Origin of the sequence: Cupriavidus taiwanensis (genome assembly GCF_900249755.1) — a bacterium.
GTDB lineage: Bacteria > Pseudomonadota > Gammaproteobacteria > Burkholderiales > Burkholderiaceae > Cupriavidus > Cupriavidus taiwanensis_D.
The window spans coordinates 678276-704481 of the sequence record NZ_LT976854.1 but is presented as its reverse complement, the minus strand read 5'-3'; the positions used below and the strand labels follow the sequence as shown (position 1 = coordinate 704481).

The window sequence follows — 26206 nt, the reverse complement described above, 5'->3', positions numbered from 1 at the left end:
TTAAGATACGCTGATGAATGCGAACATCACCTTGCGGCAGCTGCGTGCCTTCGTTGCGGTGGCGGAGAGCGGGCAGTTCACCGCTGCCGCGGACACGCTGTGCGTGACGCAAGCCGCGCTGAGCATGCTGGTCAAGGACCTGGAGGATGAGCTCGGGCTCAAGGTGTTCGACCGGCACACGCGGATGGTGCGGCTGACCACCTCCGGGCAAGAGCTGCTGGGCATGGCCCGGCGCGTGCTGCGGGACGTCGAGGACGGCGTACAGCGGACACGCGAGACGCTGAGCTACGCACGCGGGCGCGTTGCGCTGGCCAGCGCCACCGTGCTGTCCAACACGCTGCTGGTCCCGTTCATGGCGCGGTTTCGGCAGGACTACCCCGGCATCAAGCTCCAGTTCATGGACATGGCCGAGCAGGATCTGGAGCGTGCGCTTGTCGACGAAGAGATCGACCTGGGCATTGGCACGTATCTGGAGCCGCATCGGGAAATCACCTGCACCCCGCTCTTCACCGACACGTACCGCGTGGCAATGCCTGCCGCGCATCCGCTTGCCCGGCGCCGCCGCATCCCATGGACCGCGCTGGCCAGCGAGCCGCTGATTGCGCTGTCGCCGCGCAGCCCCTTGCGGCGCCAGCTCGACAGCCACCTGGCGGCACTCGGCATCACGCCCAACCCGGTGTTCGAGGTTTCGTTCCCCGGGACCGTGTTCTCGATGATCCGCCACGGCATGGGCTTGTCGATTCTCCCGGCGAACGCGCGCATGCTGGCCGACGCGGGCGACCTGGTGTTCCGCGAGCTGGGCGCGCCGGCATTGCAGCGCACCGTGGGCGCGTTCCACCTGGCGCGCCGCAGCCCGTCGCCCGCGGCGGCGATGATGCTGGAAGCGCTGCAGGCCTATGTCGAAACGCACCGCGACAGGCTGGCGTAGCGGCGGCTGCATCGTAGGGGAATGCGTCGGCGCAGTGGGCGCCGTCGAAGACTTGCGGCGGCGCCATGCCGGAGGTGCGGCGTAGCCGAAAAATCGAGCCTGCCGGCCGGCACCGCTGCCGGCATCAGCCGCCGGGACCCGCTTTCGAATAGTCCAGGCCCGGGTCCGCCAGGCAGTGCAGGTCCTGCGCCCGGATCGCATCCGTCATGAAGTCGACGAACACGCGGATGCGCGACGGCAGGTGCTGCCGGCTCAGGTAGCAAAGATAGTGGCCGCGATCGTCCGGCGCATGGCGGCCCAGCGCGGTGACCAGCGCGCCACGGGCGATCAGGTCGCACACCTGGTAGCCCGCCATTTGTGCGAGGCCCAGGCCGTCCAGCACCGCCGCCAGCACCAGGTCCGGGTCATTGAAGGTCAGCCTGGCGGCAGGCAAGAGCTTGCGCAGGTGGCCGTCGACCTTGAATTCCCATTCCAGCACGCGCGCGCCGCCGCTGCGGGTATTGATGCATTCGTGCCGGGCCAGGTCGTCCAGCGTCGACGGCAGACCGTGCCGCGCGGCATAGGCCGGCGACGCGCACAGGGCCAGTTGCATCGGGATCAGCTGCCTGGCGATGACGCTGGAATCCTCGATTCGCCCGTTGCGGAACGCCACATCGATCTTCTCCGCCGCGAAATCCGGCGGGCGGTCGTCCAGCTGCAGGTCGAGCGAGACCTCCGGATAGGCAGCCGAAAACCGCGACAGCAGCGGCGCCACCACCTTGCGCCCGAAGCCGGTGGCGGCGCGGATCCGCAGCAGGCCGCTTGGCGGCCCGAGGCGCAGCGCAAGCATGTCGTCCATGGCTTCGACGATTTGCGCCACGCCCTGGTGGCAGTTCTCGAAGAAGCGCTCGCCCTCGCGGGTCAGCCGGGTCGAACGCGTGGTGCGCACGAACAGCCGCGTGCTCAGCTGCGCCTCCAGCTTCTGCACATTGCGGCTGACCGCGGAGCGGCCGATGCCGAGCCGCTCGCCCGCCCTGGAAAAGCTGCCTTCGGTGGCAACCGCCATGAAGGCGACGATGCCGGCGTAGCTGGCGGCAAAGCTGGCGGACAACCCGTCCGCGCGGTCGGGCGCGCCCGGGCGGCAGTCCTGCTTGCCCGGCTGCCCCCGCCGCAGCAGGCCGGGGATTTCCCGGTCCGGGCCCGCGCGCCGGGCGGGGGACGCCGGACGGCGGTCGGGGACGACGATGTCCATGTCAATGCCTTTCGGCGCAACGCCTGGGTCCAGGCCCACGCTGCGCGGTGCGCAACCATGCCGGAATCTTAATGACGCGCCGCGGCGCAGGTAAATGCCAGGCGCCCCTTGATTTCTGCCAGCCGGCCCCGCCCGCGCTGCCCGGCGGCTTCCCCGCAGCCGCTTCGTGGCGCACGCGTCGCACGCGCCGCGCCGGTGGCCGCCGCGCCTTGCCGCGGATCGCACGCCTGGCATAACATCGACCGACTTTCGCGATCCTTGCCATGGCCCCTTCCGCACCCCCGCCCCCCGCACACGACCCTGCCCGCCCGTTTGACGACCGCCCGCGCGGCCTGCTGTTCGTGGCCTTTGCGGGGATGAGCGTGCTGGACCTCACCGGACCGCAAACCGTGTTCTGGGCGGCTTCGCGCCATGCGCGCGAGCGCGGCCTGCCCGGCTACCAGATTCATCTGGCCAGCGAGCAAGGCGGCCTGGCCGCCTCGGCCGAAGGCACGGCCGTGGACACGCTGCCGCTTGCTTCCATCGACCTGCGGCGCATCGACACCATCGTCCTGCCGGGCGCGCCGGAAATGATCAGCCTGCTCGACCACGCCACCTCACTGCTGGCGTGGTTGCGGCAAGCCGCCGCACAGGTGCCGCGCGTGGCCTCGGTCTGCAGCGGCGCCTTCATGCTCGCGCAGGCGGGCCTGCTCGACGGCAAGCGCGCGGCCACGCACTGGGCCATGCATGCGGCGTTCCGGGAACGCTTTCCCGCGGTTACCCTGGACCGGGATGCCATCTTCGTGCGCCAGGACCGCATCTGGACCTCGGCCGGCGTGACCACCGGCATCGACATGGCGCTGGCGCTGGTCGAAGAAGACTATGGCCACGACATCTCGCTGAGCGCGGCGCGGGAACTGGCGGTCTTCATCAAGCGACCCGGCGCCCAGCCACAGCTCAGCGAAATGCTGCTGACGCAGAGCCGGCAAGTGCCGCTGTTCGAGGCCCTGCATCTGTGGATCGTCGAGAACCTGTCGCGCGAAACGCTGTCGGTGGAGCAGCTTGCCGAACAGGCCGGCATGAGTCCCCGCAACTTTGCGCGGGTCTACAAGCAGCAGACCGGCCGCACCCCGGCCAAGGGCGTGGAGCATTTCCGGCTGGAAGCCGCGCGGCGGCTGCTGCAGGATCCGCAGCGGCCGGTCGACCAGATCGCGCGGCAGTGCGGCTTCGGCAGCGAGGAGCGGATGCGGCTGACCTTCCAGCGCCACCTGGGCGTCTCGCCCAGCGCCTACCGCGCCGGCGTCATCGGCTGAAAGCCCTTGCCGCGGCAGCCGGCCGATTGGTGCCGGATGGGAAACACCATGCATCCGCCGGCGGCGCTACCGCGGCGCCCCGGGTTCCCCTAGCATGGGACATGGGCTGCGTGCCCATCCTCTCCAACCGAACCGAGGTGCATGATGAAGATTGTCGTAATTGGCGGTACCGGACTGATCGGCAGCAAGGTGGTGGCCCGGCTCGCCGCGCAAGGCCATGACGTGGTCGCCGCATCGCCGCAGACCGGCGTGAACGCGCTGACCGGCGCGGGCCTCGACCAGGCGCTCGCGGGCGCGCAGGTGGTGGTGGACGTGGCCAATTCGCCGTCGTTCGCCGACGATGCCGTGCTGCATTTCTTCGAGACCTCGGGCCGCAACCTCGCGGCCGCGGAGAAGGCCGCCGGCGTCGCGCACCATGTGGCGCTGTCGGTGGTGGGCACGGACAAGCTGGCGCAAAGCGGCTACTTCCGCGGCAAGATCGCGCAGGAAGCCCTGGTCCGCAACGCCGGCATCCCCTACACCATCGTCCGTTCCACGCAGTTCCTCGAGTTCCTTGGCGGCATCGTCCAGTCAGGCGCCGACGGCGAGGTGATCCGCCTGTCGTCCGCGTCGATCCAGCCGATTGCCTCCGACGACGTCGCCGAGGCTGTCGCCAGCCATGCCCTTGCCGATCCCGCCAACGGCATCGTCGATATCGCCGGACCGGAGCGCTTTGCGCTGAGCGACCTGGTGCAACGCTATCTCCAGGCCACTGATGATCCGCGCAAGGTGGTCGTCGATGCCAAGGCGCGCTATTTCGGCGCGGAGCTGGACGATGGCACGCTGGTACCCGAGGGCCCCGCGCGGCTGGGCCAGACCCGCTTCGAGGCATGGCTGCGACAGCGCCCGCAGCCGCGAGCCTGAGCCCGGAGCAGGCCCATGGCGACCAAGGGACTGCAAGCCCCACCGTTGAGCCTGCTCGACAAATACCGCGGGCGCGGCTTCCATCCGCTCTACACCACCACCGTCACCGTCACCGGCGGGGAAACCGGACACGGCCGCGCCTCCGGCGTGGCCCGCTCCGATGACGGCAACCTGGTCATCAACTTGCGCCTGCCCGCGGCGCTCGGCGGCCCGGGCAACGGCACCAACCCCGAACAGCTGTTCGCCGCCGGCTATGCCGCGTGCTTCCACGGCGCGCTGCACCTGCTGGCGCGGCGCGCGCGCCTGCAGGTCGAAAACGTCGCCGTGGCAGTCGAAGTCGACTTCGGCCGCGACCCCGTCGACGGCGCCTACGCGCTCGCCGTGCAGGTGCGCGTCAGCATGCCGGGAGTGGCCCGGCCGCTGGCGGAAGAGCTGGTGCGCAACACGGAGCGTTTCTGCCCCTATGTGAAGATGGCGCGGCAGGGCATTGACAGCGTCGTGGCCGTGGTCGACTGATCCGCGCCGCCACGACGCGCCGGCGCTACCTTGTCGGCGTCAGGATTGGCGCGCCCTGGTTCTTCAACAGCAGCACCAGGAACTTGGCCGGCTTCGTGCTGCTGGCGTTGCGCCCCACGGTATGGATATCCTGCGGTCCCTCGTGGAAGGTCTGGCCGGCATGCAGCGTGACCTCCTTGCCGCCCCTCACCGCCATCACGATGCTGCCCTCCAGCACATAGACGAAACCGTGCGCGTCATGCCGGTGGACCGGGTCGGCACCGCCCGGCGGGTACTCCACCACGAGCATCTGCGCCTCCTTGCCGGGGTATTCCGGCAAGGCTTCGGTCGACAGCACGGTGACCGCGGGCAGCGGCGGCGCAGCCATGGCCGCCTGGCCCGTCCACGGCATGGAAAAGAGAAGCGGGAGCAGGCCCCGCATGGCAGTGGTCTTCATGATGTCATTCCAGGTTGGCCTTATCCAGGCCGTAGGCCTTGTCCGCCGAGCCCGGCACGGTGCGAAACGCCACGTTGAGGCGGTTCCAGCCGTTGATCGACATCACCAGGAAGGTCAGGTCCGACAGCTCCTTCTCCGACAGCTGCCCGCGCACGCGCTCGTAGAGCTCATCCGGCACGCCCTGCGCCGGAAGCTGGGTCAACGCCTCGGTCCACGCCAGCGCGGCACGCTCGCGCGGCTGGAACAGCGTCGATTCACGCCAGATCGCCACATGGTGCAGGCGCAGCTCGCGTTCGCCGTGCAGGCGTGCCTGCTTGACATGCATGTCGAGGCAAAAGGCACAGCCGTTGAGCTGCGAGGCACGAATCTCGACCAGGTCGCGGATGGAGGCTTCGATAGCGCCGTCCAGCGCGGTGGTGAATTCCAGGTACTTCTTGAATAGTTCGGCGGACTGCTTCATCGCGTTGACACGTTGGGTCATGGCGGCTCCTGATGGATGGAAATGGTGGAAGGCATGCGGCGGCACGGAAATTCCCGTGCCGCCGCATGCAGCCATCGTAGAACGCGAGGATAAGCAGCGGTAGGCGCGCCAAGGTGCCCACACTGTTGCCGCATCGACACCAATCGGTGCGATGAGCGGAATGAACTCAGGGAGCTGCGCCGCGGAGGCGCCAGAGGCGACTAGCGCGTCGCCCCTCGCCAGACCCAATCAGAGAATCCTTCTGCGCCCCGTCACGGCTGCGACAGCGCAAACTCATAACCCGAAGTATCCAGCCTGGAAACACGGTACTCGATGCGCTCGTTCTGGTAGGACGACGCCACCCGCAGGATCTTCAGCATCGCGGTGCCGACGGGGACGCCCAGCAGTTCATGGTCTTCCTCGTCGGCCAGCGCCGCGCGCAGGCGCTCTTCGGTGCGGATGATGTTGATGCCGAAGACGTCCTGGTAGAAGTTGTAGAGCGTGTTCGGGCGCTCGCGCAGCAGCTTCTCGGTAAGCGTCCTGAAGCGTTCCGCCGGCACGGTGATGGCGTCGATCATGACCGGGCGCCCTTCCAGCGAAAGCACGTTGGTGAAGCGGAACACGGCCTCGCCGGCGGCAAGCCCCAGCGCCGCGGCTTCTTCCTTGTCGGCCCGGGCGCGGCGAAACTTCGCCAGCTGCACGGTCGGGTACTCGCGGTAGCCGTCCTGGCGCACGATGCGGAAGAAGCGGAAGAAGTGGTCTTCCTGCCGGTGCGTCGCGACGAAGGTTCCCCGCCCCTGGTGGCGGATCATGATGTTCTCGGCCACCAGTTCGTCGATGGCCTTGCGCAGCGTGCCGATCGAGACGCCGAAGCGCTCGATCAGCTTGCGTTCCGACGGAATGGCTTCGCCCGGTTTCCACTCGCCCTCGGCAAGGGCGGCCAGGATGGCTTGCTTGACATCCTTGTACAGCACGCCGCCAATGGCTGCGCCGGCATCGAATCTGGAACCCACGTTAATGTCCTTTGCAACGCCGCCTGCGGGGCGGCCGGCCGATCCATGACTGACTCATATCGATAGAACGAATCATACTAAAGCCGGTCGCCAGATCCCCTAGACCAACGCGGCCAGACGCGCCGCTACTCGACCCGGATCTGCTTTTCTTCGATCAGCCGGGCCCAGCGCGTCACCTCGCCGCTGAAGTAGTCGGCAAACGGCGCTCCTCCGGCCGCCGGGCTGAAGCCCGCGGTGACAATGCGCCCGCGCACCGACTCGGCGGCCAGCATGCGTGCCACCGACGCGGCCACCTTGTCGACGATCGGCCGCGGCGTGCCGGCCGGCATCATCAGGCCGGTCCAGTTCTCGACGATCAGGTCCGGGTAGCCGGCCTCGGCCACGGTGGGCACGTCGGGCAGCAGCGGATGGCGCTCGCGCGTGGTCACGGCCAGCGCGCGCAGCTTGCCGCCCTTCACATAGGCGAGCGACTCGGGGAAGTTGGAGAAGACCACGTCGATCTGGCCGCCGATCAGGTCGGTCATCGACGGCGCCCCGCCCTTGTAGGGCACATGGGTGAAGCTGGTGCGGGTCTGGCTTTCGAACAGGGCGAGCGTCAGGTGCGGCGGCGTGCCGTTGCCGCTGGAGCCGGCGTTCAGCCTGGACTTCTGCGCCGCCGCGGCCAGGTCCTTCATCGACTTGATCGGCGAGCTGGCGGGCACCACCACCATCATCGGCGACGAGGCGATGCGCGCCACCGGCACCAGGTCTTTCTGCATGCTGAACGGCAGCTTGGGGAACAACGTCACGTTGGACGCGTGCGTCAGCGTGACCGCCAGCCAGGTGTAGCCGTCGGGCGGCGCCTTGGCGACCTGCTCGGCGCCGATGTTGGCGTTGCCGCCTGGCCGGTTCTCCACCACGATCGGCTTCTTCCATTCTTCGGAGAGCTGGTGGCCGACCATGCGCGCCATGATGTCGGTCAGGCCACCAGCCGCGAACGGCACGACATAGCGGACCGGCTTGCTCGGATACTCCGCGGCCGCGGCATCGCTGCCGCCCTGCGCGGCGGCAGCGCAGCGAGGGCCGATACAATTGACAAGGCTAGCAGCACGCGGTTCAGGTGCCTGCGCGCGCCGCACATCAAGCGTCGATCCATGGTTTTGTCTCCGGTAGTTGTGGCCGGCCCATCTGCGTGGGTCCGTTGTGAGGAAATCAATGCGGCGCGCCAGCCTCCTCGCCCGCGAGCGATTGCAGTTCGCGCCAGAGCGCGTCTGGTACGTCAACGCCGTGCGCGGCCGCCTGCGCCTGCGCGGTTTCGCGGCGGGCCCCCGGCACGCGCGTACCGTCGTCTTCCAGCATCGCCGCCAGCAGCGCTTCCACGCGCGCGGCGTAGACCTGCGAGCCGGCGAAGGCGCCCGGGTCCAGCACGAAGAACAGCTGCCCGATGCGCGGACGGTTGCCGGCATCGCTGAAAAAAGAATCGGCCTCGGCGCCGAACTGCGCGCCCGCCAGCGACGTCACCAGCAGTTCCACCAGCAGCGCCAGCATCGCGCCCTTGACCCCGCCCGCCGGCAGCATCGAGCCGCGCAGCGCGGCCTGGGCGTCGGTGGTCGGCTGCCCGGCTTCATCCAGCGCCCATCCGACCGGAATCGGCTTGCCCTGCTTCGCCGCCACCATGATCTTGCCGCGCGCGACTTCCGACAGCGACAGGTCGATCACCACCGGCGCATGGCCCTGCCGCGGGAATACCGCGGCAATGGGGTTGGTGCCGAACAGCGGCCGCTTGCCGCCCCACGCCGGCATGGCCGCGGGCGAATTGCCCATGGCGATGCCGACCATGCCGGCGCGCGCCACGGCTTCCAGCGGCAGCGCGGCGGCGCCGAAGTGGTGGCTGTTGGTGACCGCGGCCACGCCGACGCCGGTTGCCCGCGCGCGCGCCATGGCCTCGGCGATGGCCAGGTCGCACGCGGCGAAGGCAAAGCCGCAGCGCGCGTCGACCAGCACCGCGCTGGCGCGCGTGGACTGCACCGCCGGTTCGGCGTTGCCGTCGACCCGGTCATGGCGCAGGTGCGCCACGTACATCGGCACGCGCGAGACCCCGTGCGACGGCAGCCCCGCCGCATCGGCCCGCACCAGGGCCGCCGCGGTCGCCTGCGCCTGCAGGGCGCTGGCGCCGGCACGGCGCAGGCCCGCAACGGCCACGCGCTCCAGTTCCTGCAACGCGATCCGGCTCATGGCATCTGCTCCAGCGACTGCCGCACCTCGCGCGCAATCATCATCGATACGCGCGCATTGGCTTCTCGCGTCACGCCGCCGACATGCGGTGTCAGGATCAGGTTGGGCACGCCCCGCAGCGCGCTGCCCGCGGGCAGCGGTTCGCTGTCGAACACGTCCAGCGCCGCGCCGGCCAGGTGCCCGGCCCGCAGCGCGTCGGCAAGCGCCGCTTCGTCGACCACGCCGCCGCGCGCGGTATTGACCAGCACCGCGCCCGCTTTCATCGCGGCCAGGCGGCCGACATCGATCAGGTTGCGCGTGGCGTCGACCAGCGGCACGTGCAGGCTGACCGCATCGGCCCGCGCCAGCAGCGCGTCGAGCGGCACGCAGGCGACGCCGGTGGCGGACCAGACCGGATCATCGGCCGGCAGCATCGGATCAAAGGCGATGACTTCCATGCCGAAGGCACGGGCCAGCGCCGCGGTCTGCCGGCCGATGTCGCCAAAGCCGACCAGGCCCAGCGTCTTGCCCAGCGCCTCCCTGCCCTCCGACAGCCTGGCGCGCGGCCACTGGCCGTCCGCCACCTCGTCGCTGGACAGATAGGCGCCGCGCAGCAGCACGGCGGTGGTGGTGACCACGTATTCCGCCACCGAGCGCGCATTGGCCCCGGCGGCGGGAATTACGCGGATGCCGCGTTCGCGGCAGGCGGCGACGTCGATGTTGTCCAGCCCCACGCCGAGCCGGCCCACTACCCGCAACGCGGGCGCATGGGCGAGCAGCGCCGCGTCGACCTGGGTGCGGTTGCGCACCACCAGCGCGTGCGCCCCGTCCAGGACCGAGAGCAGGTCACTACGGCGATCGACCCAGCCCGGCTCGTAGCGCAGATCGAAGCCGGGGCTCAGCGCCTGCACCGCGGCCGGGTCCATGAACTCGCTGATGCAGATGCGCTTCATCATGCCGACTCGTGGATGCGGGTCAGCACGAACTCGCGGTGGCCGAGCGCCTCGGCCGCGGTCCAGCGGCCGTTGACGGTGGCCAGCATGCATTCCAGCAGCTTGTCGCCGGTCTGGTCCAGGGTCTGCTCGCGCTGCAGCAGGCCCGAGCAATCGACGTCCATATGCTCGCTCATCAGCCGCACGGTGCGCGGGTTGGCGCACAGCTTGATGACCGGGACGATCGGGTTGCCGATCACGTTGCCTTGCCCCGTCGGGAAAAAGTGGACCACGTAGCCGGCGGCCGCGCACAGCGTGACCATCTCGGCCGCGGCGGACGACGAGTCCATGAACCACAGGCCCGGATGCGTCGGCGCCTCGGCCTTGTCGAGCACGCCGTCGACGGTGCATTTCTTGCCGATCTTCTGGATATTGCCCAGCGCCTTCTCTTCGATGGTGGTCAGGCCGCCGGCGATATTGCCCTTGGTGGGCTGCGACTCGGACAGGTCGGACGTCTTCCAGCGGTCGATCATGCCCTGGTAGCGCTCGAACATCGCCATGAACTGGTGGCGCACCTCGTCATTGGCGCAGCGTGCCGCGACGATATGCTCCCCGCCGGTCAGCTCCGAGGTCTCGCCGAACACCAGCGTGGTGCCGAGCGGATGCAGCTTGTCGAAGGCGTTGCCGACCGTCGGGTTGGCGCCGCAGCCGGACGTGGTGTCCGATTCGCCGCACTTGGTCGACACCCACAGCTCGTTGATCGGGCATTCCACGCGGTGCAGCGCGGTGGCGTACTGGACGAACTCGCGCGCCGCCTTCGAGGCCCGCATGATGGTGTCGTGGTCGCCATGGCCCTCGATGCCGAAGCCGACCACCGGCTTGCCGGTCTGCGCGATGCCGTCGACGACCTTCTTGGTCCAGCCTTCCTCGATGCCGATCACCACCACCGCGGCGACGTTGGGGTTGCTGCCCGCGCCGATCAGCGTGCGGAAATGCAGGTCCAGGTCCGGCCCGAACTGCAGGCGGCCGTACGGGTGGGGAATCGCCATGGTGCCCTTGATGGCAGCGGCGACGGCCTCGGCGGCGGCGTTGGACAGGTCGTCCAGCGGCAGGATGATGACGTGGTTGCGCACGCCGACGCGGCCATTGTCGCGGCGGTAGCCCCAGAAGGTGGTGTTTTGGTCGATCACGGACATGACGTGGATCCTTGGAAGCGGGATGGAAGCGGGATGAAGTCGGATGGAACCCGGGCGCGGCGCGCCCGGCTTACCAGCGCTTGGTCTTGATGTTGTGGACGTGGGCGTGCTGGCCGGCCTTGATCGGGGCCACCACCTTGCCGATGTCGATGCCGTACTTGTAGACCGTCTCGTTCACATCCATGTCGCGCAGCGCCACCTTGTGGCCGATGGGAATCGGCTGCAACGCGGTCACCGTCACGATCTTGTCTTCGTCCATGATCCAGGCGTTGAGCTGGATGCCGGGCTGGATTCCCTCGACCACGGCCACCGCGACGGTGTCCCTGGCGTCATGAAGCACTACGTGAATCATCGTTGTCTCCTCTGTGTGGGTCGTGCGTGAAGTCATGGTAGGTGTTGAATTGATACATGTCAACCAACGCATATATATGAATTTTGATTGACGCCTTGTGGCGGCTTCGGACAATTTCAGACGGCTTCCGGGATCAGCACCACCTTGCCTGCCGCCACGCGGCCCGCGGCCAGGTCGGCGAAGGCCGCCGGGCCGTCGGCGAGCGCGCGCGTCTCGACCCATGCCAGCGTGCCGAAGCTGCCCTGCTCCAGCGCCGCCACGGTGGCGCACAGGTCGGCCATGGTGTAGGTGTAGGTCCCCAGCAGGGTCAGCTCGGCCAAAGTCAGCTTGCGCATGTCGATCTCGCTCGCCCAGTCCTGCAGGCCGATATGCATGACCACGCCGCCGGGGCGCGCCGCGGCGATGGCAAGCTTGCGCGTGGGCCCCGCACCCACCGCATCGAACACCACGTCGAAGACCGACTCCGGCGGCGGGCCGGCCAGCGGGTCGACCGCCTCGCAGCCGAGATGCCGCGTCACCGAAGCCCGGCGCAGCGCATTGGTCTCGGCCACGCGCACCTCGCGGCAGCCATATGACCTCACCAGCGCGGCGGTCAGCATGCCGACCGCGCCGCCACCGATGACCAGCACGCGCGCCTCGGGCAGCGGCCTGGCCATGGCGCGCATGGTCAGGTTGACCGCATGCAGCGCAGTGGCCGCGGGCTCGGTCAGCGCCGCGCTGACGCTCGGTAGCGCGTCGGGAATGGGAATCGCGCAACGGAGCGGAATCGCCAGGTACTCGGACAATGCGCCTGGCCGGCTCATACCAACCATGCCCCGGTTTGCGCACAGGTTGTCGCGCCCCTGCAGGCAATAGTCGCAATGACCGCAGGTCACCAGCGGGTTGGCGGTCACGCGCTGCCCCACGGCCAGCCGGGTCGGGTCGGACGAGGCCACCACCGTGCCGGCGAATTCGTGGCCCAGCACCAGTCCGGGCTTGCGCCGTGGATCGTGGCCGTGGTACGCGTGCAGGTCGGAGCCGCAGATGCCGCTGGCATCGATGCGCAGCAGCGCTTCGCCGGGAGCCAGGGCCGGCATGTCGCGCTCCAGGACCGCGACGGCGTTGGGTTCGGTATAGACGATCGCTTTCATGGCCTTGCCAGTAGTAAGGATGGGAGGGGAATAACGCAGACGGGCGGCGCGATGCCGCCGGAAAGAAATGGTCAGGCGCCGGCTTTTGAGGGTGCCAGCGCGTGCGCGCCCGCCGGCGCCGAGCGCCGGCCGATCCACAGCGTGCAGGCCGCGCTGAGCACGCCGATCGCCAGCACGTAGCCGCACAGGTACCAGGGCTCACCTGCGCCCCGTGCATTCAGCCAGGTGGCGATGATCGGCGTCAGCCCGCCGGCGAACACCCCCGCGAACTGATAGACGAAGGAAATCCCGGTATAGCGCACGCGCGCGTCGAATACCTCGGAGAACATCGACGACATGGTGCCGAACACGGCGGCATGGAAGATGCCGAAGGGAATGATGATCGCCGCCCACACCAGCAGCACGTTGCCGCCCGAATGCTGCATCAGCCAGAACGCGGGAAACGCCGACAACCCTGCCAGCAGCGCGCCGGTGCCATAGACCAGCGGCCGGCCGACGCGGTCGGACACGGCACCCCACAGCGGAATGAACAGCGTCATCACGCCGGCACCCAGCAGCACGCCCAGCAGCGCCTCGTTGCGCGACAGCTTCAGGGTCTGGGTCAGGTAGGACAGCGAGTACACCCCGAACACGTTGAAGAAGACACCGTCGATAAAGCGCGCGCCCATGCACGCCAGCACTACCCTGGGGTACTGGCGCAGCATCGCGAGGAACGGCAATCCCTGTGCGTCCGGCTGGTTGCGCGGCGAATTGCGCCGGGCCGCGGCAAATTCCGGCGACTCCTCCACGTGCGTGCGCATGTAGGAGCCGATGAACACCATCACCGCACTGAGCAGGAACGCGATGCGCCAGCCCCAGGCCAGGAAGTCCTGGTCCGACAGCGCCAGTGACAGCAGCGCAATCACGCCGCTGGCCAGCACCAGGCCCAGCGACATGCCGGTCTGCGGCAGGCTGGCGAAGAAGCCGCGGCGGCCCGCCGGCGCGCTCTCGAATGTCATCAGCACCGCGCCACCCCATTCGCCGCCCAGGCCGATGCCCTGCGCGATCCGGCACAACAGCAGCAGCACCGGCGCCCAGATGCCGATCTGGTCATAGGTCGGGATCAGGCCAATCGCCGTGGTGGCAATGCCCATGATCATCAGCGTCAGCACCAGCATGCGCTTGCGCCCCAGCGTGTCGCCGAAGTGGCCGAAGATGACGCCGCCCAGCGGGCGTGCGACAAAGCCGGCGGCGAAGGTGGCGTAGGCCAGCAGCGTGCCGACCACCGGGTCGGTCGACGGAAAGTACAGCTTGTTGAAGACCAGGCCGGCGACCACGCCGTACAGGAAAAAGTCGTACCACTCCACCATCGCACCGATCGTGCTCGAAGTCACGATCTTCCGCAGCTTGCGTCCTGAATCCTCGGCCTGTGCCGGCGGCTGTGCCGATACCTGTCTCGTCATGCTGGTCTCCTGTCGGGTCTGTTCCCGTGTCGGCGCGTATGGCGCTCTGGGTCTCGGTCACCGCGCGGGACGATAGCGATGCCCCCGCGGCGGCGCTCATCTTGCGGTGTAGCCACCGTCGACCATGAAGGTCTGCCCGGTGATATAGGCGGCCATGTCGCTGGCCAGGAACGCGGCCAGTCCGTGCAGGTCAGGCAGCGCGCCGTTGCGGCCGATGCAGGTGCGTTCGGCGTGATGCCCGGCCAGCGCCGCGTCGGCGAACACGGGCCCGGTCAGCGCGGTCGGGAAGAAGCCCGGCCCGATCGCGTTGCAGGTGATGCCGTGCCGCGACCAGGCTTCGGCGATGGCCCGCGTCAGCTGGACGATGCCGCCCTTGGCCGCGCCGTAGGGCGCACTGTTGGCGAAGGCGCGGTAAGACTGCAACGACGCGAGGTTGAGCACGCGCCCCCATCGCTGCGCCTGCATCGCGGGCGCCAGCGCCTGCGTCAGGAAGAACGGCGCCCCCAGGTGCGTATCCAGTTGCAGCCGCCACGACGCCGGCGTGACGCTGGCAAACGGCTCGCGCAAATTCATTCCCGCGGCATTCACCAGGATATCGATGGTGCCGCAGCGGCGCTGCAAGGCCGCCGCGGCCGCGCCAATGGCATCGAGGTCGGACACATCCAGCGCCTGCGTGTCGACCGCTATGCCCATCGCATCGAGCCGCGACGCCGCGGCGTCGAGCTGCGGCTGGCGGCGGGCCGCCAGCACCACGCGGGCGCCGGCCCGGCCCAGGGCTTCGGCAAGGCTCTCGCCTATGCCGGAACTGCCACCGGTCACCAGCGCCTGCCTGCCGCGCAGGTCGGGGCCACGCGTGTCGGCCGCATTCTGCAGGGGCGCCATGCTCACACCTCCACCGCCGCGCCCATCTCGAAGCGGGCGTCCGGAAAGTACTTTGCCATGCGGTCGTCGGCAGTGCGCGCGTGCGCCTCCATGCCCTCCAGGCGCGAGATGCGCGCGGTCACCTGCCCGATCTGCCGCGTCGCCTCGCGCGACATCTTCTGCCAGGTCAGGGTCTTCATGAACTTGTGCACCGAGAGCCCGCCCGAATAGCGCGCCGCGCCCTTGGTCGGCAGCACGTGGTTGGGGCCGCTGGTCTTGTCGCCGAAGGCGACCGTGGTCTCTTCGCCAAGGAACAGCGAGCCATAGCAGGTCAGGTTGGCCAGCCACCAGTCCAGGTCTTGCGCGTGCACCTCCAGGTGCTCGGAGGCGTAGCGGTCCGAGACCGCAGCCACTTCCTCGCGGCTGTCGCAGACGATGACCTCGCCATAGTCGCGCCATGCCGCCGTGGCCGCGTCGCGCGCGGTCGGCGGCAACGCGGCGATCAGCGCCGGCACGCGCGCCATCACCTGTTCGGCCAGCGCGCGCGAGGTGGTGAACAGCCACGCCGGCGACTCGTGGCCGTGTTCGGCCTGTCCCACCAGGTCGCTGGCGACGATGGCGGGGTCGGCGCTGTCATCGGCAATCACGGCAACCTCGGACGGCCCCGCGAACACGTCGATACCCACCTGCCCGTACAGCGACCGCTTGGCCTCGGCGACAAACTTGTTGCCGGGGCCGACCACCACGTCGGCGGGCTTGCCGGTGAACAGGCCATAGGCCATCGAAGCAATCGCCTGGACACCGCCAAGGGTCATGATCACGTCTGCGCCTGCCGCCTGGAACGCGTAGAGCACGTGCGGATGGATGCCCTGGCCGCGGAACGGGCTCGAACACGCCACCACAGTGCCGACGCCGGCAGCCTTGGCCGTCGCCACCCCCATGTAGGCCGAGGCGATATGCGCATAGCGCCCGGCCGGCGCGTAACAGCCCACCACGTTGACCGGGATCACGCGCTGCCCCGCTGTCACGCCCGGGTGCAACTCGACCGAGAACTCGCGCAGCGATTCGCGCTGCGCCAGCGCGAACTCCCGCACCTGGCGGATCGCGAAATCGATGTCGGCGCGCACCGAAGCCGGCACGTCGCGGGTCTGGTGCCGGACCTGGTCCGCAGACAGCACGATCTCGCCGTCCCAGCCGTCGAGCTGGCTGGCGTACCGCCGAACGGCGGACTCGCCATGCGCCTGGATCTCGGCCAGCATGTCGGTCACAACATTCTGTGCGGTGGCGGTCTCCGTCTGCGGTGTCTTCTCTGCTTGCTTCAGGTACGTGATCATCGGGGTTCCTTGGGATGGCTAGGGCTTAATGTAAGCGCTATCATTATTTATCGCAGCTTGAAGTACAAGGCCATTCTCCGTGCCTTTTTCTCGATGAAAGCGCTTTCATAAAAGCTTAGTCGCGGCGCCGGGAACCGCAAGGAAGGGTTTTCCCGCAGCTATCGCGCATCGGCAGCGCAGCCCTGCCGCTGCAGTCGTGCGCAGCGCACAGATCGGTGACAATGGCGCAACTGCAACCAGGACAGCAAACGTGCGGCGCACCAGACTTGAAGACGTGGCAAAGCTTGCCGGGGTATCGATGGCGACGGTGTCGCGCGCCCTGTCATCGCCTGCGCTGGTACGGGAAGACACCCTGCTGCGGGTGCGCCAGGCTATTGACGCGCTTGGCTATGTCCCCGATGCGTCGGCGCGCACGCTGGCTTCCGGCCGCTCGCGCACCGTGGCGGCGGTGGTGCCGACCCTCGACAACGCCATCTTTTCGCATGCGATCCAGGGCATGCAGCAGGTGCTGGCGGCCGGCGGCTACCAGTTGCTGCTTGGCTCGCACAACTATGATCCGGACACCGAGACCGACGTGGTGCGCGCCCTGTCGGAGCGCGCGGTCGACGCCATGGTTCTGGTCGGCGCCGACCATGCGCCGGACACGCTGGCGCTGCTGCGTCAATCCGGCACGCGCACGATCCTGACCTGGTCTTTGTCGAACCACTACCCGTGCATTGGCTTCGATAATTTCGAGATCGGCGCGCAGGCGGCGCGCCACCTGTATGACCTGGGCCACCGCCGCTTCGGCATGATCTCCGGCATCGGCGCCCACAACGACCGCGCGCGGCTGCGCACCGAAGGCTTCCTCGGCACGCTGCGGGCGCTACGCGCGCCGCTGCCCGCCGGCGCCGTCTGCGAGCAGCCCTACACCTTTGCCGGCGGCCGGGCCGGCTTGCGTGCGGTGCTTGCCCATGCCCCGGAACCGCCGACGGCCGTATTTTGCGGCAACGACGTGCTGGCGCTTGGGTGCCTGTTCGAGGCCGCCACCATCGGCCTGGAGGTGCCGCGGCAACTATCCATCGTCGGCTGCGACGACCTGCCGATCTCCGCCGAGGTCACCCCTGCGTTGACGACCATTGCGCTCGAAAGCAGCGAACTGGGCCGGCAGACAGCGCTGGCGCTGCTGCGCTGGCTGCAGGACGGCATCGAGCCGGGCCGAATGGAAATGCCGGTCGCGCTGGTGCAGCGCGGCACCACCGCGCCGCCGGACAGCCGGGCCTAGAACGCCTGCGGACCCCGCGACTTGCCCGCGCGCGATGCGGTCGCCGGCCCGTGCGCAGCTCCCGACCGCGGTAAAGCGCTGCGCGGCGGCGCCGGGTTCGCGCGGCGCGCGTCAAGGTGGTTGCCGCCTCAGTCACGCACACGACGGCTGTATTTCCCAGGTCAATCGAGCGTAATGCCTTCGCGCTGGATAACCGCCGTCCAGCTGCCCTCTTCCTTCTCCACGCGCCTGGCGAAGCTTGCCGGATCGATCATCACCACATCGCCTTGCTGCCCCAGCGCGGTCCGGGCCTTGCTGTCTTCGAGCAGCCCCTGCGTGACGGAATAGAGCTTCTGCACGATCTGCGGCGGCGTGCCGGCCGGTGCCAGCATGCCGATCCAGAAGGTCACGTTGAAGGGCGAGATGCCAAGTTCTTCCAGCGTCGGTACATCCGGCAACTGCGTCATGCGTTTCGAGGCGGTGACTGCGATGGGCTTCAGCTTGCCTGCCTTGATCTGCGGCAGCGCCGTCCAGGTGTCGAATGCCGTATCCAGCTCGCCGCTGATCACGGCCAGTTGCGCCTGGGCGGCAGACTTGTACGGGATGTGCGTGGTCTTGATCTTCGCGCGGTTGTTCAGCATGGCGAAGCTCAGGTGCGCGATATTGCCCGGCCCCGCCGAGCCATAGCTGACCTTGCCGGGATGCTGCGCGGCGTAGCGCACGAATTCCGGCACCGAACCCACCCCGTGCTTCTGCGACCAGTCCGGATTGGTCACCAGGATGAACGGCGCCTCCAGGACCAGCGTGACTGGCGTGAAGTCCTTCGGCGAGTACGTGCCCTTCTTGTAGATCTGCGGATTGATGGTGATGCTGCTGGAGTTGGTGACCAGCAAGGTATAGCCGTCGGGCGCGGCCTTGGCGGCCTCGCCGACGCCGATCAGTCCGTTGGCTCCCGCCTTGTTTTCCACGACCACGGGCTGGCCGAGCGATTTGGTCAGGCGTTCCGAAAGCACCCGCGCCACGGTATCCGTGAACGAGCCGGCCGGAAAGGGAACGATCATCCGGATCGGCTTGTTGGGCCAGCCGGTATTCTGCTGCGCCGCGACGGGCGCGGCCATCGTCGCGGCCAGGATGCCAAGCGCGGCTGCCGCCATGCTGAATTTGCCGGCCTTTGCGCCTGCCTGGCGGCGCTGGATCCCTGTCGGTGTGTTCATGTCGTCTCCGTATGGTAATTGTGGTGTCTCTGAAGATTTGCAGGGTCTATGCCATTTCCCTTGCCTGCCTGGGTTTCGCGACGGTGCCGGTGATGCCCTGCCGCTCCAGGCTGGCGATCTGCTCCGCGCTCAGTCCCAGCACGCCGCTCAGCACCGCTTCGGTGTGTTCGCCCAGCGTCGGCGCGACATGGCGGATGGGCAGCGGCTGCGGCCCGGTCCTGAACCATGCCGTGCTGGCCGTGTAGCGGCCGATGTGGGCGCGTTCGACCTCACGCCAGAAGCCGCGCGCGCGCAGGTGGATGTCCTGCAGCACCTGCGACATGGGCCGCACCACGCCGGCGGCGACGCCGGCGCTTTGCAGCAGTTCCATTGCCGTTTCCGCGTCCCGGTCCGCGCACCAGGATTTGATTGCCTGCTCGATCCGGTCTTCCTCGGCGCGCCGTCCCGATGCGTGCGCCAGGCGTGGATCGGCCGCGAGGTCTGCCCGGTCGAGCGCCCGGCACAGTGCGGGCCAGTCCGCGTCGGTCACCGTCAGCACGATCCACGCATCGTCCCCTGCGCAGCGGAAGCACCCATGCGGGGTATGCAGCGGATGGCGATTGCCCTGCCGCGGCGATACGGTGCCGCGGGCGGATTGCTCCAGCATGAACGGTGCGGCCATCGGCAACATGGCCTCCACCTGCGACAGGTTGATGTGGCGCCCCTGTCCTGTCGCTTGCTGGACAAACAGCGCGAGCAGGCTCGCCGCGCCGCCGTTCAGGCCGCCGATCGGGTCGCCATAGGCGTATGACGTCATGGCCGGCGGGCCATCGGGGTGCCCCGTGTACAGCGGCAACCCGCTGGCCTGCTCGAGCGTGCCGCCGTAAGCGCGGGTATTGCTCCAGGCATTGCCAAGCCCGAACGCCGGCATCGACAGCACGACCAGCCGTTCGTTCCTGGCGCGCAGGGCCTCGTAGTCCAGGCCGAGCTTTGGCAGGACCTCCGCCGAGTAGTTCTCGATGACCGCATCGGCCGTTTCGACCAGCTGCATCAGCAGCGCCTTGCCTTCCGGGCGGGTCAGGTCCAGCGTGATGCCCTGCTTGTTGCGGTTCATCAGGTTGAAGTTCGAGTTCTTCTCGTACAGCCTGTCCCGGTAGAACGCCTCGGTGAAATTGGCGCCGCGCCACCAGTCGGGATAGCCGGTGCTTTCGACCTTGATGATCTCGGCGCCAAAGTCGGCCAGCGTCCTCGACGCAAGCGGACCGGCCCAGCCCATGGTCAGGTCGACGACGCGGAGACCCTGCAGCGGCAAGCGCTCCCCAGCCACTCGGCTGAGTTGCCGGCGCGGGCGGTGATCCAGTCCCGATGTCCGGTAGTAGAGGTCATGCGCGCCCTTCACCGGCGCCCTGCCGCCGGGCAGCGGGCCCGCCGCGTCGAGGCGCAGCGGCACCACCGGGCCTTCGAGCGACACGCCGGCCACGTCGACCGGTACGAACGCACCGCGCTGCCGGTGCACTTGCTGGCCAAGCAAGGTCTCCATGGTCGGCACGATTACGGCCGGATGCTTCTTGTCGCCCAGGATCGCGAACCACTCCCCGGCCGTGCGCGCCAGCAGCGCAGGCAGCAGCAGCGCATCGATCTCGTCGGCCCGCGCCATCCGCTCGGGGCCGCTTGCATAGCGCGGATCGCTGCCCAGCTCCGGGCGTCCGATGGCTTCGCACAAGCCCTTCCACTGCGGCAGGGTATGCGTAAAGAGGCCGATCCACCCTTCGGCAGTCTGGTAGATCCCGGCCGGATGGGTGCCGCAGAAGCGGTTGACGCCAAGGCGCCGGAGCGGATGGCGCTGGTCCTGCACCATGCCCGCTTCCATCTCGACTACGCTGAAAATGGCTTCGTGCGCGCTCAGCACATAGCGGCGGCTGCCCTGCCCGCTCCCGGTCAGCGCCGCGACGGCGGCGGAGAAGGCGCTCAGCCCGACCACGATGGCCGACTGCACGTCGTGCGGCATGTGCGGCGGCCCATCCGCGGGACCGCTGCCGTGCACGGCGCCGGCAAGCCCGCGGCACACCGCCTCGGCGCCGGCGTAATGGCTGTACGGCCCGCTCTCGCCGAACCAGGTGAGTGCCACCTCGATCGGCTCGTGGCCCTGCGCTTCGTCGGCCGCCGCCTGCCACACCGGTGTGCCGAGAATGCCAGGGCCCGCAGCCAGGGCTCGGGCATCCAGCACCACGTCGCACGTCCGCGCCAGCCGGGCCAGCCATGCGCCGTCCTCAGCGTTTGCGTCATCGGCAGTCACGCTGCGCTTGTTGGTGTTCAACCACGCGAACAGGGCGCTTTCCGGCGCGGCGCCCGCTGCGCCGACCAGGGGCGGCATCTGCCGCCACGCGTCGCCAGCCGGGCTCTCCACCTTGATGACTTCGGCGCCGAAGTCCGAAAACAGCTTGCCCGCATAAGCCAGCGCCGGCCCGCTGCCGAGCTCGAGCACCCGCAACCCGCCCAGCGCCAGCTGCGCCGGGTCCAATCCATGCTTGATCATGGGAATCTCCAGGCCCTGTGTAGGGATCCGTCAGGCACGGCGCTTACCATGCATCGATGAAACCGCGGCGCGCCCTGCGGCTGCGCACCTCCGCCGAGGCGATGCCCTGTGCGATCCACTTCCGGGTCTGCGCAGGATCGATCACGGCGTCGATCTCGACCGCTGCCGCCGTGTTGATCGCATGGCCGCGCTCGTAGGACTGGGCCACCAGCCGGTCGAACAGCGCCTTGCGCTCCGGGCCATCGGGCACGGCCTCGAGCTCCTTCTTGAAGCCCAGCCTGACAGCCCCTTCCAGTCCCATCGGCCCGAATTCGCCGGTCGGCCACGACACGGTAAAGCTTGCCGAGCGGAAGCCACCGCCCGCCATGGCCATCGCGCCCAGCCCGTAGCCCTTGCGCAACGTCATCGCCAGCAACGCGACACGCAGCTTGGCCGCCGTCAGGAACATGCGCGACACGTGCCGCACCTGCGCCCGGGCCTCGCATTCGGGACCGACCATGAACCCCGGGGTGTCGATCAGCGAGATAATCGGCAGCCCGTGCGCATCGCACAGCTGCATGAAGCGCGATGCCTTGTCCGCGGCATCCGCGTCGATGGCGCCGCCGAGGTGATAGGGGTTATTAGCCATGATGCCGACCGGCTGCCCTTCCACGCGGGCCAGCGCGATGTGGATCCCCGCGCCGAAACCGGCGCGCAGCATCAGCACGCTGCCGACGTCGGCAATGCCCTCGATGGCCTTGCGGGTGTCGTACACGCGCAGCCGGTTCTCGGGCACGACATGGCGCAGCGCCAGCGCGTCCGGCGCGCTCCATTGCGCCACGCGTCCCTGGAACATGGACAGGTAGTGCTTTGCTGCCCGCACGGCCTCGGCCTCGTTGTCGACCAGGATATCGACCACGCCGTTGGCAACCTGCACCGACGCGGGACCGACTTCCTCGGGGCTGAAGATGCCGAGACCGCCGCCTTCGATCATGGCCGGTCCCGCCATCCCGATATTGGCGGACTTGTCGGCAATGATGACGTCGCAGCAGCCGAGGAAGGCCGCGTTGCCGGCGAAGCAGCGGCCCGAGACAATGCCCACCACCGGCACATTGCCGCTCAGCTCGGCAAAGGCAGCGAACGACGGCTGGTACAGCCCGGACACCGAAGGAAAATCCACGTCGCCGGGCCGGCCGCCACCGCCTTCACCAAACAGCACCAGCGGCAGCTCGTCGCGCAGCGCTACCTCGACGATGCGGTCGGTCTTGATGTGGTTGCGCTTGCCCTGCGTGCCGGCCATCACCGTGGCGTCGTAGGCCATTACCGCGCTGCGGGCCCGCTCCTTGCCGACCAGCTCGCCGTTGATATCGCCGATGCCGGTGATCAGGCCATCCGCCGGGGTGTTGGCGATCAGGTCCTGCTGGGTGCGGCGCGATGCCTGCGCGGCGAGCGCGAGCGCGCCGTACTCCACGAAGGTGCCCGGATCGCACAGGTCGGCGACGTTCTCGCGCGCGGTGCGCTGGCCGCGCGAGCGGCGCCGGGCGACGGCCTCGGGCCGCGCGGCGTCATCCAGGTAGGCATGCCGGTCCAGCACGCGCTGCAGGTCCGCGCGGATCGCATCGGGATCGGCCTGCTGCGCGGCGGCGACGGCGATGCCATCGGCCTCGAGCTGCTCCAGCACGATCAGCACCTGGTTCTCGGCAGCCAGCGCGCCCGGCTCCAGCCGCAGGTCGACCACGCGCCCGCCGCAATCGGCGGCGATGGCGTGCTCCATCTTCATGGCGTCGAGCACCGCGACGGTCTGGCCGGGCTTGACGATTTCGTCGAGCGCGACAGCGATCTCCACGACGCGGCCGGTCAGCGGCGCACGGATGGCCACCAGCCCCTCGCTGATTTCTTCTACCGGATCGACGTGGCGCGGCGCGAGCGCCGGCGCAGGGCGGGCCGCGCCGCCCAGCAAGGCTTCGTGCGCACGTCCGTCCTGCGCAAGGACCTCTGCCGCCGCGGTCAGTTCCTGCACGATCGCCTCGAAGTGCCGGGTATGGACATCCTGCGCGAGGAAGTCGTCGCGCTGCACCAGCGCGCGCAGCAGGTTGAGGTTGGTCGGCACGCCGGCGATGCGGAACTCCGCCAGGCTGCGCTGCAGGCGCCGCACGGCCGCGTCGAACTTCGGCGCTGCGCTGGTGACGATCAGCTTGGCCAGCAGCGTGTCGAAATTGGGCGACGGTTCATAGCCGGTGTAGCCGTGGGTATCGACACGGACGTCGGGACCGGACGGCGGATCGAAGCGCTCCAGGCGGCCGTGCGCCGGACGCGCCAGGCCCTGTGCATCGGTCATTTCGGCGTTGATGCGCACCTGGATGGCAAATCCGCGGGGCGTCGGCGGCACAGCGGGGTCCAGGCCCAGCTCGGACAGCGTCTGTCCCGCGGCAATGCCGATCTGCAGCGCGACCAGGTCGACGCCGGTGACCTGCTCGGTGATGGTGTGCTCGACCTGCAGGCGGGGATTGGCTTCGATAAAGACAAAGTCCTTCTGCTCGCCGGATTCGGTTTCCTCGACCAGGAACTCGAAGGTGCCCAGGCTCTGGTAGTTGACGCGGCGCGCCAGCCTGAGCGCCGCCTTGATGATCTGGTCGCGCAGCTGCGGCTTGAGCACCGGGCTGGGGGCGATCTCCACCAGCTTCTGGAAGCGGCGCTGCAAGGTGCAGTCGCGTTCGCCGAGGGCAATGGCGTGCGTGCCGTCGCCGGCGACCTGCACTTCGATATGGCGCGCGCGCGCAACCAGCCGCTCGGCGTAGACGGCGTCGATGCCGAACGCCGAGCTCGCCTCGGACCGGCAGCGCGCATAGGCTTCGGCCAGGTCTTCGCGCCGGCGGACCACGCGCATGCCGCGGCCGCCGCCGCCGCCGACCGCCTTGATCACCACGCCGGCGCCGCCTTGCTTGTCGAAGAAGCTGGCGATTTCCTCCAGCGTCGCGGCGCCGCGCGTCGCCGGCATGACCGGAACGTCGCTGTCGGCCGCCAGTTCAAGCGCCCGCCCCTTGTCGCCGAACAGCGCAAGCTGCTCGACGGTCGGGCCGATAAAGCGGATGCCGGCGGCGTGGCAGGCCTGGGCAAAGTCGGCCCGTTCGCTGAGGAAGCCATAGCCCGGATGGATCGCATCGCAGCCGGATGCCCTCGCCGCGGCAATGATGCCTGCCATGTCCAGGTACGCGGCCGGCCCGGTCCCGTCGAGGGCAATGGCCTCGTCGGCCAGGATCCGGTGCAGCGCGCCCTGGTCGTCTTGCGAATAGACCGCGACGGTCCCGATCTCGAGATCGCGAGCCGCGCGCAGCACGCGCAGCGCGATCTCCCCTCGATTGGCGATCAACAGCTTTTTCAATGCAGTCTCCTCGTTGGCATTGTTCGATGTCTGTGCCATGCCCGGCGGCACGGCGTGGCCGCTCAGGGCCGGATGCCGAACCGGCTGATCCCGGCTTCGCGCAGCGGCGCCGCCAGGTTGGCGAACTCGCACAGCAGCATGCGGGTGTCGCGCGGGTCGATGATGTCCTCGATGACGAAGGCCTCGGCGCTGCGGAACGGCGACGTCAGGCTGCGCACGCGCAGCTCGATCTCGGCGCGCTTCTGCACCGGATCGTCGGCGCCTTCGATCTCGGCCTTGTAGGCGACGTCGAGGCCGCCTTCGAGCGGCAATGCGCCCCAGTTGGCGGATGGCCAGGCATAGCGGAAGTTGAAGCGCCCCATGTGCTGGTGGGCCGCAGCCGAGACGCCGTAGGCACGGCGCAGGATCACCGAGCACCACGGCACCGTGGCCTGGTAGAGCGCTGCCAGCGCGCGCACGCCGTAGCGCATGATCCCTACCCGTTCGGCCTCCAGGCCGACCTGGAACCCGGCGGTATCGACCAGGTTGACCACCGGCAGGTGGAACGCCTGCGCCATGTCGACGAAGCGCGTGAATTTCTCCGCGCTGTCGCTGTCCCAGCTGCCGCCATGGAAGGCCGGGTCGCTGGCGATCACGGCCACCGGCCAGCCATCCAGGCGGGCCAGCGCGGTAACGATGGCGCAGCCCCAGTGCATGCCGATCTCGAAGAAGGAATCCACATCCACCAGGGCCTGCACGATCGGCCGGACCTGGTAGTCGGCGCGGCTGTCCCGCGGAATCGCCGCCAGCAGCCATTCGTCGCGGCGCGCCGGGTCGTCGCCGGGCTCGGCCCGCGGCGGAAGTTCGAAAACCGAAGACGGAAGATAGGACAGGAACCGGCGCGCGCGCGCGAAGGCCTCCTGCTCAGTGCCGACCTCATCGTCCACCACGCCGTTGCGGGTGTGGATCTGGCTGCCGCCCAGCTCGTTCTTGCTCAGCGCCTCGCCCACGCGGGCCACCACCGATGGCGGACCCTCGCTGAACAGTTGCGAGGTTTCCCTGACCATCACCGAATAGTGGCTCGCGGCCACGCGCGCCGCGCCCATGCCGGCCACCGATCCCAATGCCAGCGAGACCACCGGCACCACGGACATGTTGTCCACCACGTGTTGCCAGACCTTCATGGTGGGGATCAGGGTATGGCCCTTGATCTCGATATTGCGCACCGAGCCGCCGCCGCCGGTGCCGTCGACCAGCCGGATCATCGGCAGACGCAGGTCGTGCGCCATTTTCTCGGCGTGGATCAGCTTGTCGCCGACCGCGCCCTCGTTGGCACCGCCGCGCACGGTGAAGTCGTCGCCCACCAGCACCGCCGGCCGGCCGCCGACCTGCGCGCGGCCCATCACCAGGTTCGACGGAATCAGGTCCACCAGCCGCCCGTTGCTGTCATAGCGACCGCTGCCGGTAAGCCCGCCGACCTCGCGGAACGAGCCGGGATCGGCCAGCGCATCGATACGCTCGCGCACCGTCAGCTTGCCGGCGGCCTTGTGGCGTTCCACCTTGCCTTCGCCACCCATCCGGGCGGCAAGCCGCCGGCGGTGGGCCAGTTCATCGATTTCGGGCTGCCAGCTCACTGTCTCTCCTGTGTCTTCGCGCGGTACATGTGCCGGTAAGC

The 26206-nt window shown here is 68.8% G+C and carries 22 protein-coding genes; 5 read left to right on the top strand and 17 right to left on the bottom strand.

Annotated features, from left to right (window positions below):
- The first annotated feature begins 13 nt into the window (after positions 1-13).
- A complete protein-coding gene (locus CBM2594_RS19025) occupies positions 14-928 on the top strand; it encodes a LysR family transcriptional regulator (protein ID WP_116358369.1) in 915 nt (304 codons plus the stop codon).
- A 124-nt stretch (positions 929-1052) separates the two neighbouring features.
- Here CBM2594_RS19025 and CBM2594_RS19020 read toward each other — a convergent pair whose 3' ends face one another.
- A complete protein-coding gene (locus CBM2594_RS19020; protein ID WP_116358368.1) occupies positions 1053-2159 on the bottom strand; it encodes a LysR family transcriptional regulator in 1107 nt (368 codons plus the stop codon).
- Positions 2160-2422: 263 nt separating this feature from the next.
- On the opposite strand from CBM2594_RS19020, the gene CBM2594_RS19015 reads away from it, so the two are divergent.
- The 3 genes from CBM2594_RS19015 (at position 2423) to CBM2594_RS19005 (ending at position 4870) form a co-directional block, all read left to right on the top strand.
- Positions 2423-3451, top strand: a complete 1029-nt coding sequence (locus CBM2594_RS19015) for a GlxA family transcriptional regulator (RefSeq protein WP_116358367.1) — start codon at positions 2423-2425, stop codon at positions 3449-3451.
- A 144-nt stretch (positions 3452-3595) separates the two neighbouring features.
- Positions 3596-4354 carry an SDR family oxidoreductase gene (locus CBM2594_RS19010; RefSeq protein ID WP_116359682.1) on the top strand — a complete coding sequence of 253 codons (759 nt, stop codon included), beginning with the start codon at positions 3596-3598 and terminating at the stop codon, positions 4352-4354.
- 15 nt (positions 4355-4369) lie between these two features.
- Positions 4370-4870, top strand: coding sequence for an Ohr family peroxiredoxin (locus CBM2594_RS19005; protein ID WP_116358366.1), 501 nt, complete (start codon positions 4370-4372; stop codon positions 4868-4870).
- 25 nt (positions 4871-4895) lie between these two features.
- Here CBM2594_RS19005 and CBM2594_RS19000 read toward each other — a convergent pair whose 3' ends face one another.
- The 12 genes from CBM2594_RS19000 to hisD form a co-directional block, all read right to left on the bottom strand.
- A complete protein-coding gene (locus CBM2594_RS19000; protein ID WP_116359681.1) occupies positions 4896-5291 on the bottom strand; it encodes a cupin domain-containing protein in 396 nt (131 codons plus the stop codon).
- A 19-nt stretch (positions 5292-5310) separates the two neighbouring features.
- Complete coding sequence (locus CBM2594_RS18995; protein WP_116358365.1) at positions 5311-5787, bottom strand: carboxymuconolactone decarboxylase family protein; 477 nt, start codon at positions 5785-5787, stop codon at positions 5311-5313.
- 251 nt (positions 5788-6038) lie between these two features.
- On the bottom strand, positions 6039-6779 hold the full coding sequence (locus CBM2594_RS18990; RefSeq protein WP_116358364.1) for a GntR family transcriptional regulator: 741 nt from the start codon (positions 6777-6779) through the stop codon (positions 6039-6041).
- Positions 6780-6904: 125 nt separating this feature from the next.
- Positions 6905-7762: a Bug family tripartite tricarboxylate transporter substrate binding protein gene (locus tag CBM2594_RS18985; protein WP_373457597.1), complete on the bottom strand. Its 858-nt coding sequence runs from the start codon at positions 7760-7762 to the stop codon at positions 6905-6907.
- Between the two features lie 208 nt (positions 7763-7970).
- The gene (locus CBM2594_RS18980; protein ID WP_116358363.1) at positions 7971-8993 is read right to left on the bottom strand and encodes an Ldh family oxidoreductase; all 1023 of its coding nucleotides are present in this window, start codon (positions 8991-8993) and stop codon (positions 7971-7973) included.
- Positions 8990-9925 (bottom strand): hydroxyacid dehydrogenase, encoded by a 936-nt coding sequence (locus tag CBM2594_RS18975; RefSeq protein ID WP_116358362.1) that lies wholly within the window; start codon positions 9923-9925, stop codon positions 8990-8992. The genes CBM2594_RS18980 and CBM2594_RS18975 overlap by 4 nt, the downstream gene beginning before the upstream one ends.
- Positions 9925-11100: a UxaA family hydrolase gene (locus CBM2594_RS18970; RefSeq protein WP_116358361.1), complete on the bottom strand. Its 1176-nt coding sequence runs from the start codon at positions 11098-11100 to the stop codon at positions 9925-9927. Before CBM2594_RS18970 ends, CBM2594_RS18975 begins: the two co-directional genes overlap by 1 nt.
- Positions 11101-11170: 70 nt before the next feature.
- Positions 11171-11452, bottom strand: a complete 282-nt coding sequence (locus CBM2594_RS18965) for a UxaA family hydrolase (RefSeq protein WP_116358360.1) — start codon at positions 11450-11452, stop codon at positions 11171-11173.
- 116 nt (positions 11453-11568) lie between these two features.
- Positions 11569-12582, bottom strand: a complete 1014-nt coding sequence (locus CBM2594_RS18960; protein ID WP_116358359.1) for a galactitol-1-phosphate 5-dehydrogenase — start codon at positions 12580-12582, stop codon at positions 11569-11571.
- Between the two features lie 71 nt (positions 12583-12653).
- Positions 12654-14024, bottom strand: a complete 1371-nt coding sequence (locus tag CBM2594_RS18955) for an MFS transporter (RefSeq protein WP_116358358.1) — start codon at positions 14022-14024, stop codon at positions 12654-12656.
- A 96-nt stretch (positions 14025-14120) separates the two neighbouring features.
- Entirely contained in the window at positions 14121-14906 is a 786-nt protein-coding gene (gene hpsO, locus CBM2594_RS18950; RefSeq protein WP_116358357.1) for a (S)-sulfopropanediol 2-dehydrogenase HpsO, read from the bottom strand.
- 2 nt (positions 14907-14908) lie between these two features.
- The gene (hisD, locus tag CBM2594_RS18945) at positions 14909-16219 is read right to left on the bottom strand and encodes a histidinol dehydrogenase (RefSeq protein ID WP_116358356.1); all 1311 of its coding nucleotides are present in this window, start codon (positions 16217-16219) and stop codon (positions 14909-14911) included.
- Positions 16220-16469: 250 nt separating this feature from the next.
- Between hisD and CBM2594_RS18940 the strand changes: the two genes are divergently transcribed.
- The gene (locus CBM2594_RS18940; protein ID WP_232346672.1) at positions 16470-17483 is read left to right on the top strand and encodes a LacI family DNA-binding transcriptional regulator; all 1014 of its coding nucleotides are present in this window, start codon (positions 16470-16472) and stop codon (positions 17481-17483) included.
- Positions 17484-17644: 161 nt separating this feature from the next.
- Here the strand turns inward: CBM2594_RS18940 and CBM2594_RS18935 are convergent, their stop codons facing one another.
- From CBM2594_RS18935 to CBM2594_RS18920, 4 genes are all read right to left on the bottom strand, one after another.
- Entirely contained in the window at positions 17645-18676 is a 1032-nt protein-coding gene (locus CBM2594_RS18935) for a tripartite tricarboxylate transporter substrate binding protein (protein ID WP_116358354.1), read from the bottom strand.
- 46 nt (positions 18677-18722) lie between these two features.
- Positions 18723-21191: a CaiB/BaiF CoA-transferase family protein gene (locus CBM2594_RS18930; RefSeq protein ID WP_116358353.1), complete on the bottom strand. Its 2469-nt coding sequence runs from the start codon at positions 21189-21191 to the stop codon at positions 18723-18725.
- Between the two features lie 43 nt (positions 21192-21234).
- Positions 21235-24552 (bottom strand): carboxyl transferase domain-containing protein, encoded by a 3318-nt coding sequence (locus tag CBM2594_RS18925; protein ID WP_116358352.1) that lies wholly within the window; start codon positions 24550-24552, stop codon positions 21235-21237.
- 62 nt (positions 24553-24614) lie between these two features.
- Positions 24615-26165 carry an acyl-CoA carboxylase subunit beta gene (locus CBM2594_RS18920; protein WP_116358351.1) on the bottom strand — a complete coding sequence of 517 codons (1551 nt, stop codon included), beginning with the start codon at positions 26163-26165 and terminating at the stop codon, positions 24615-24617.
- Between the last annotated feature and the right edge of the window lie 41 nt (positions 26166-26206).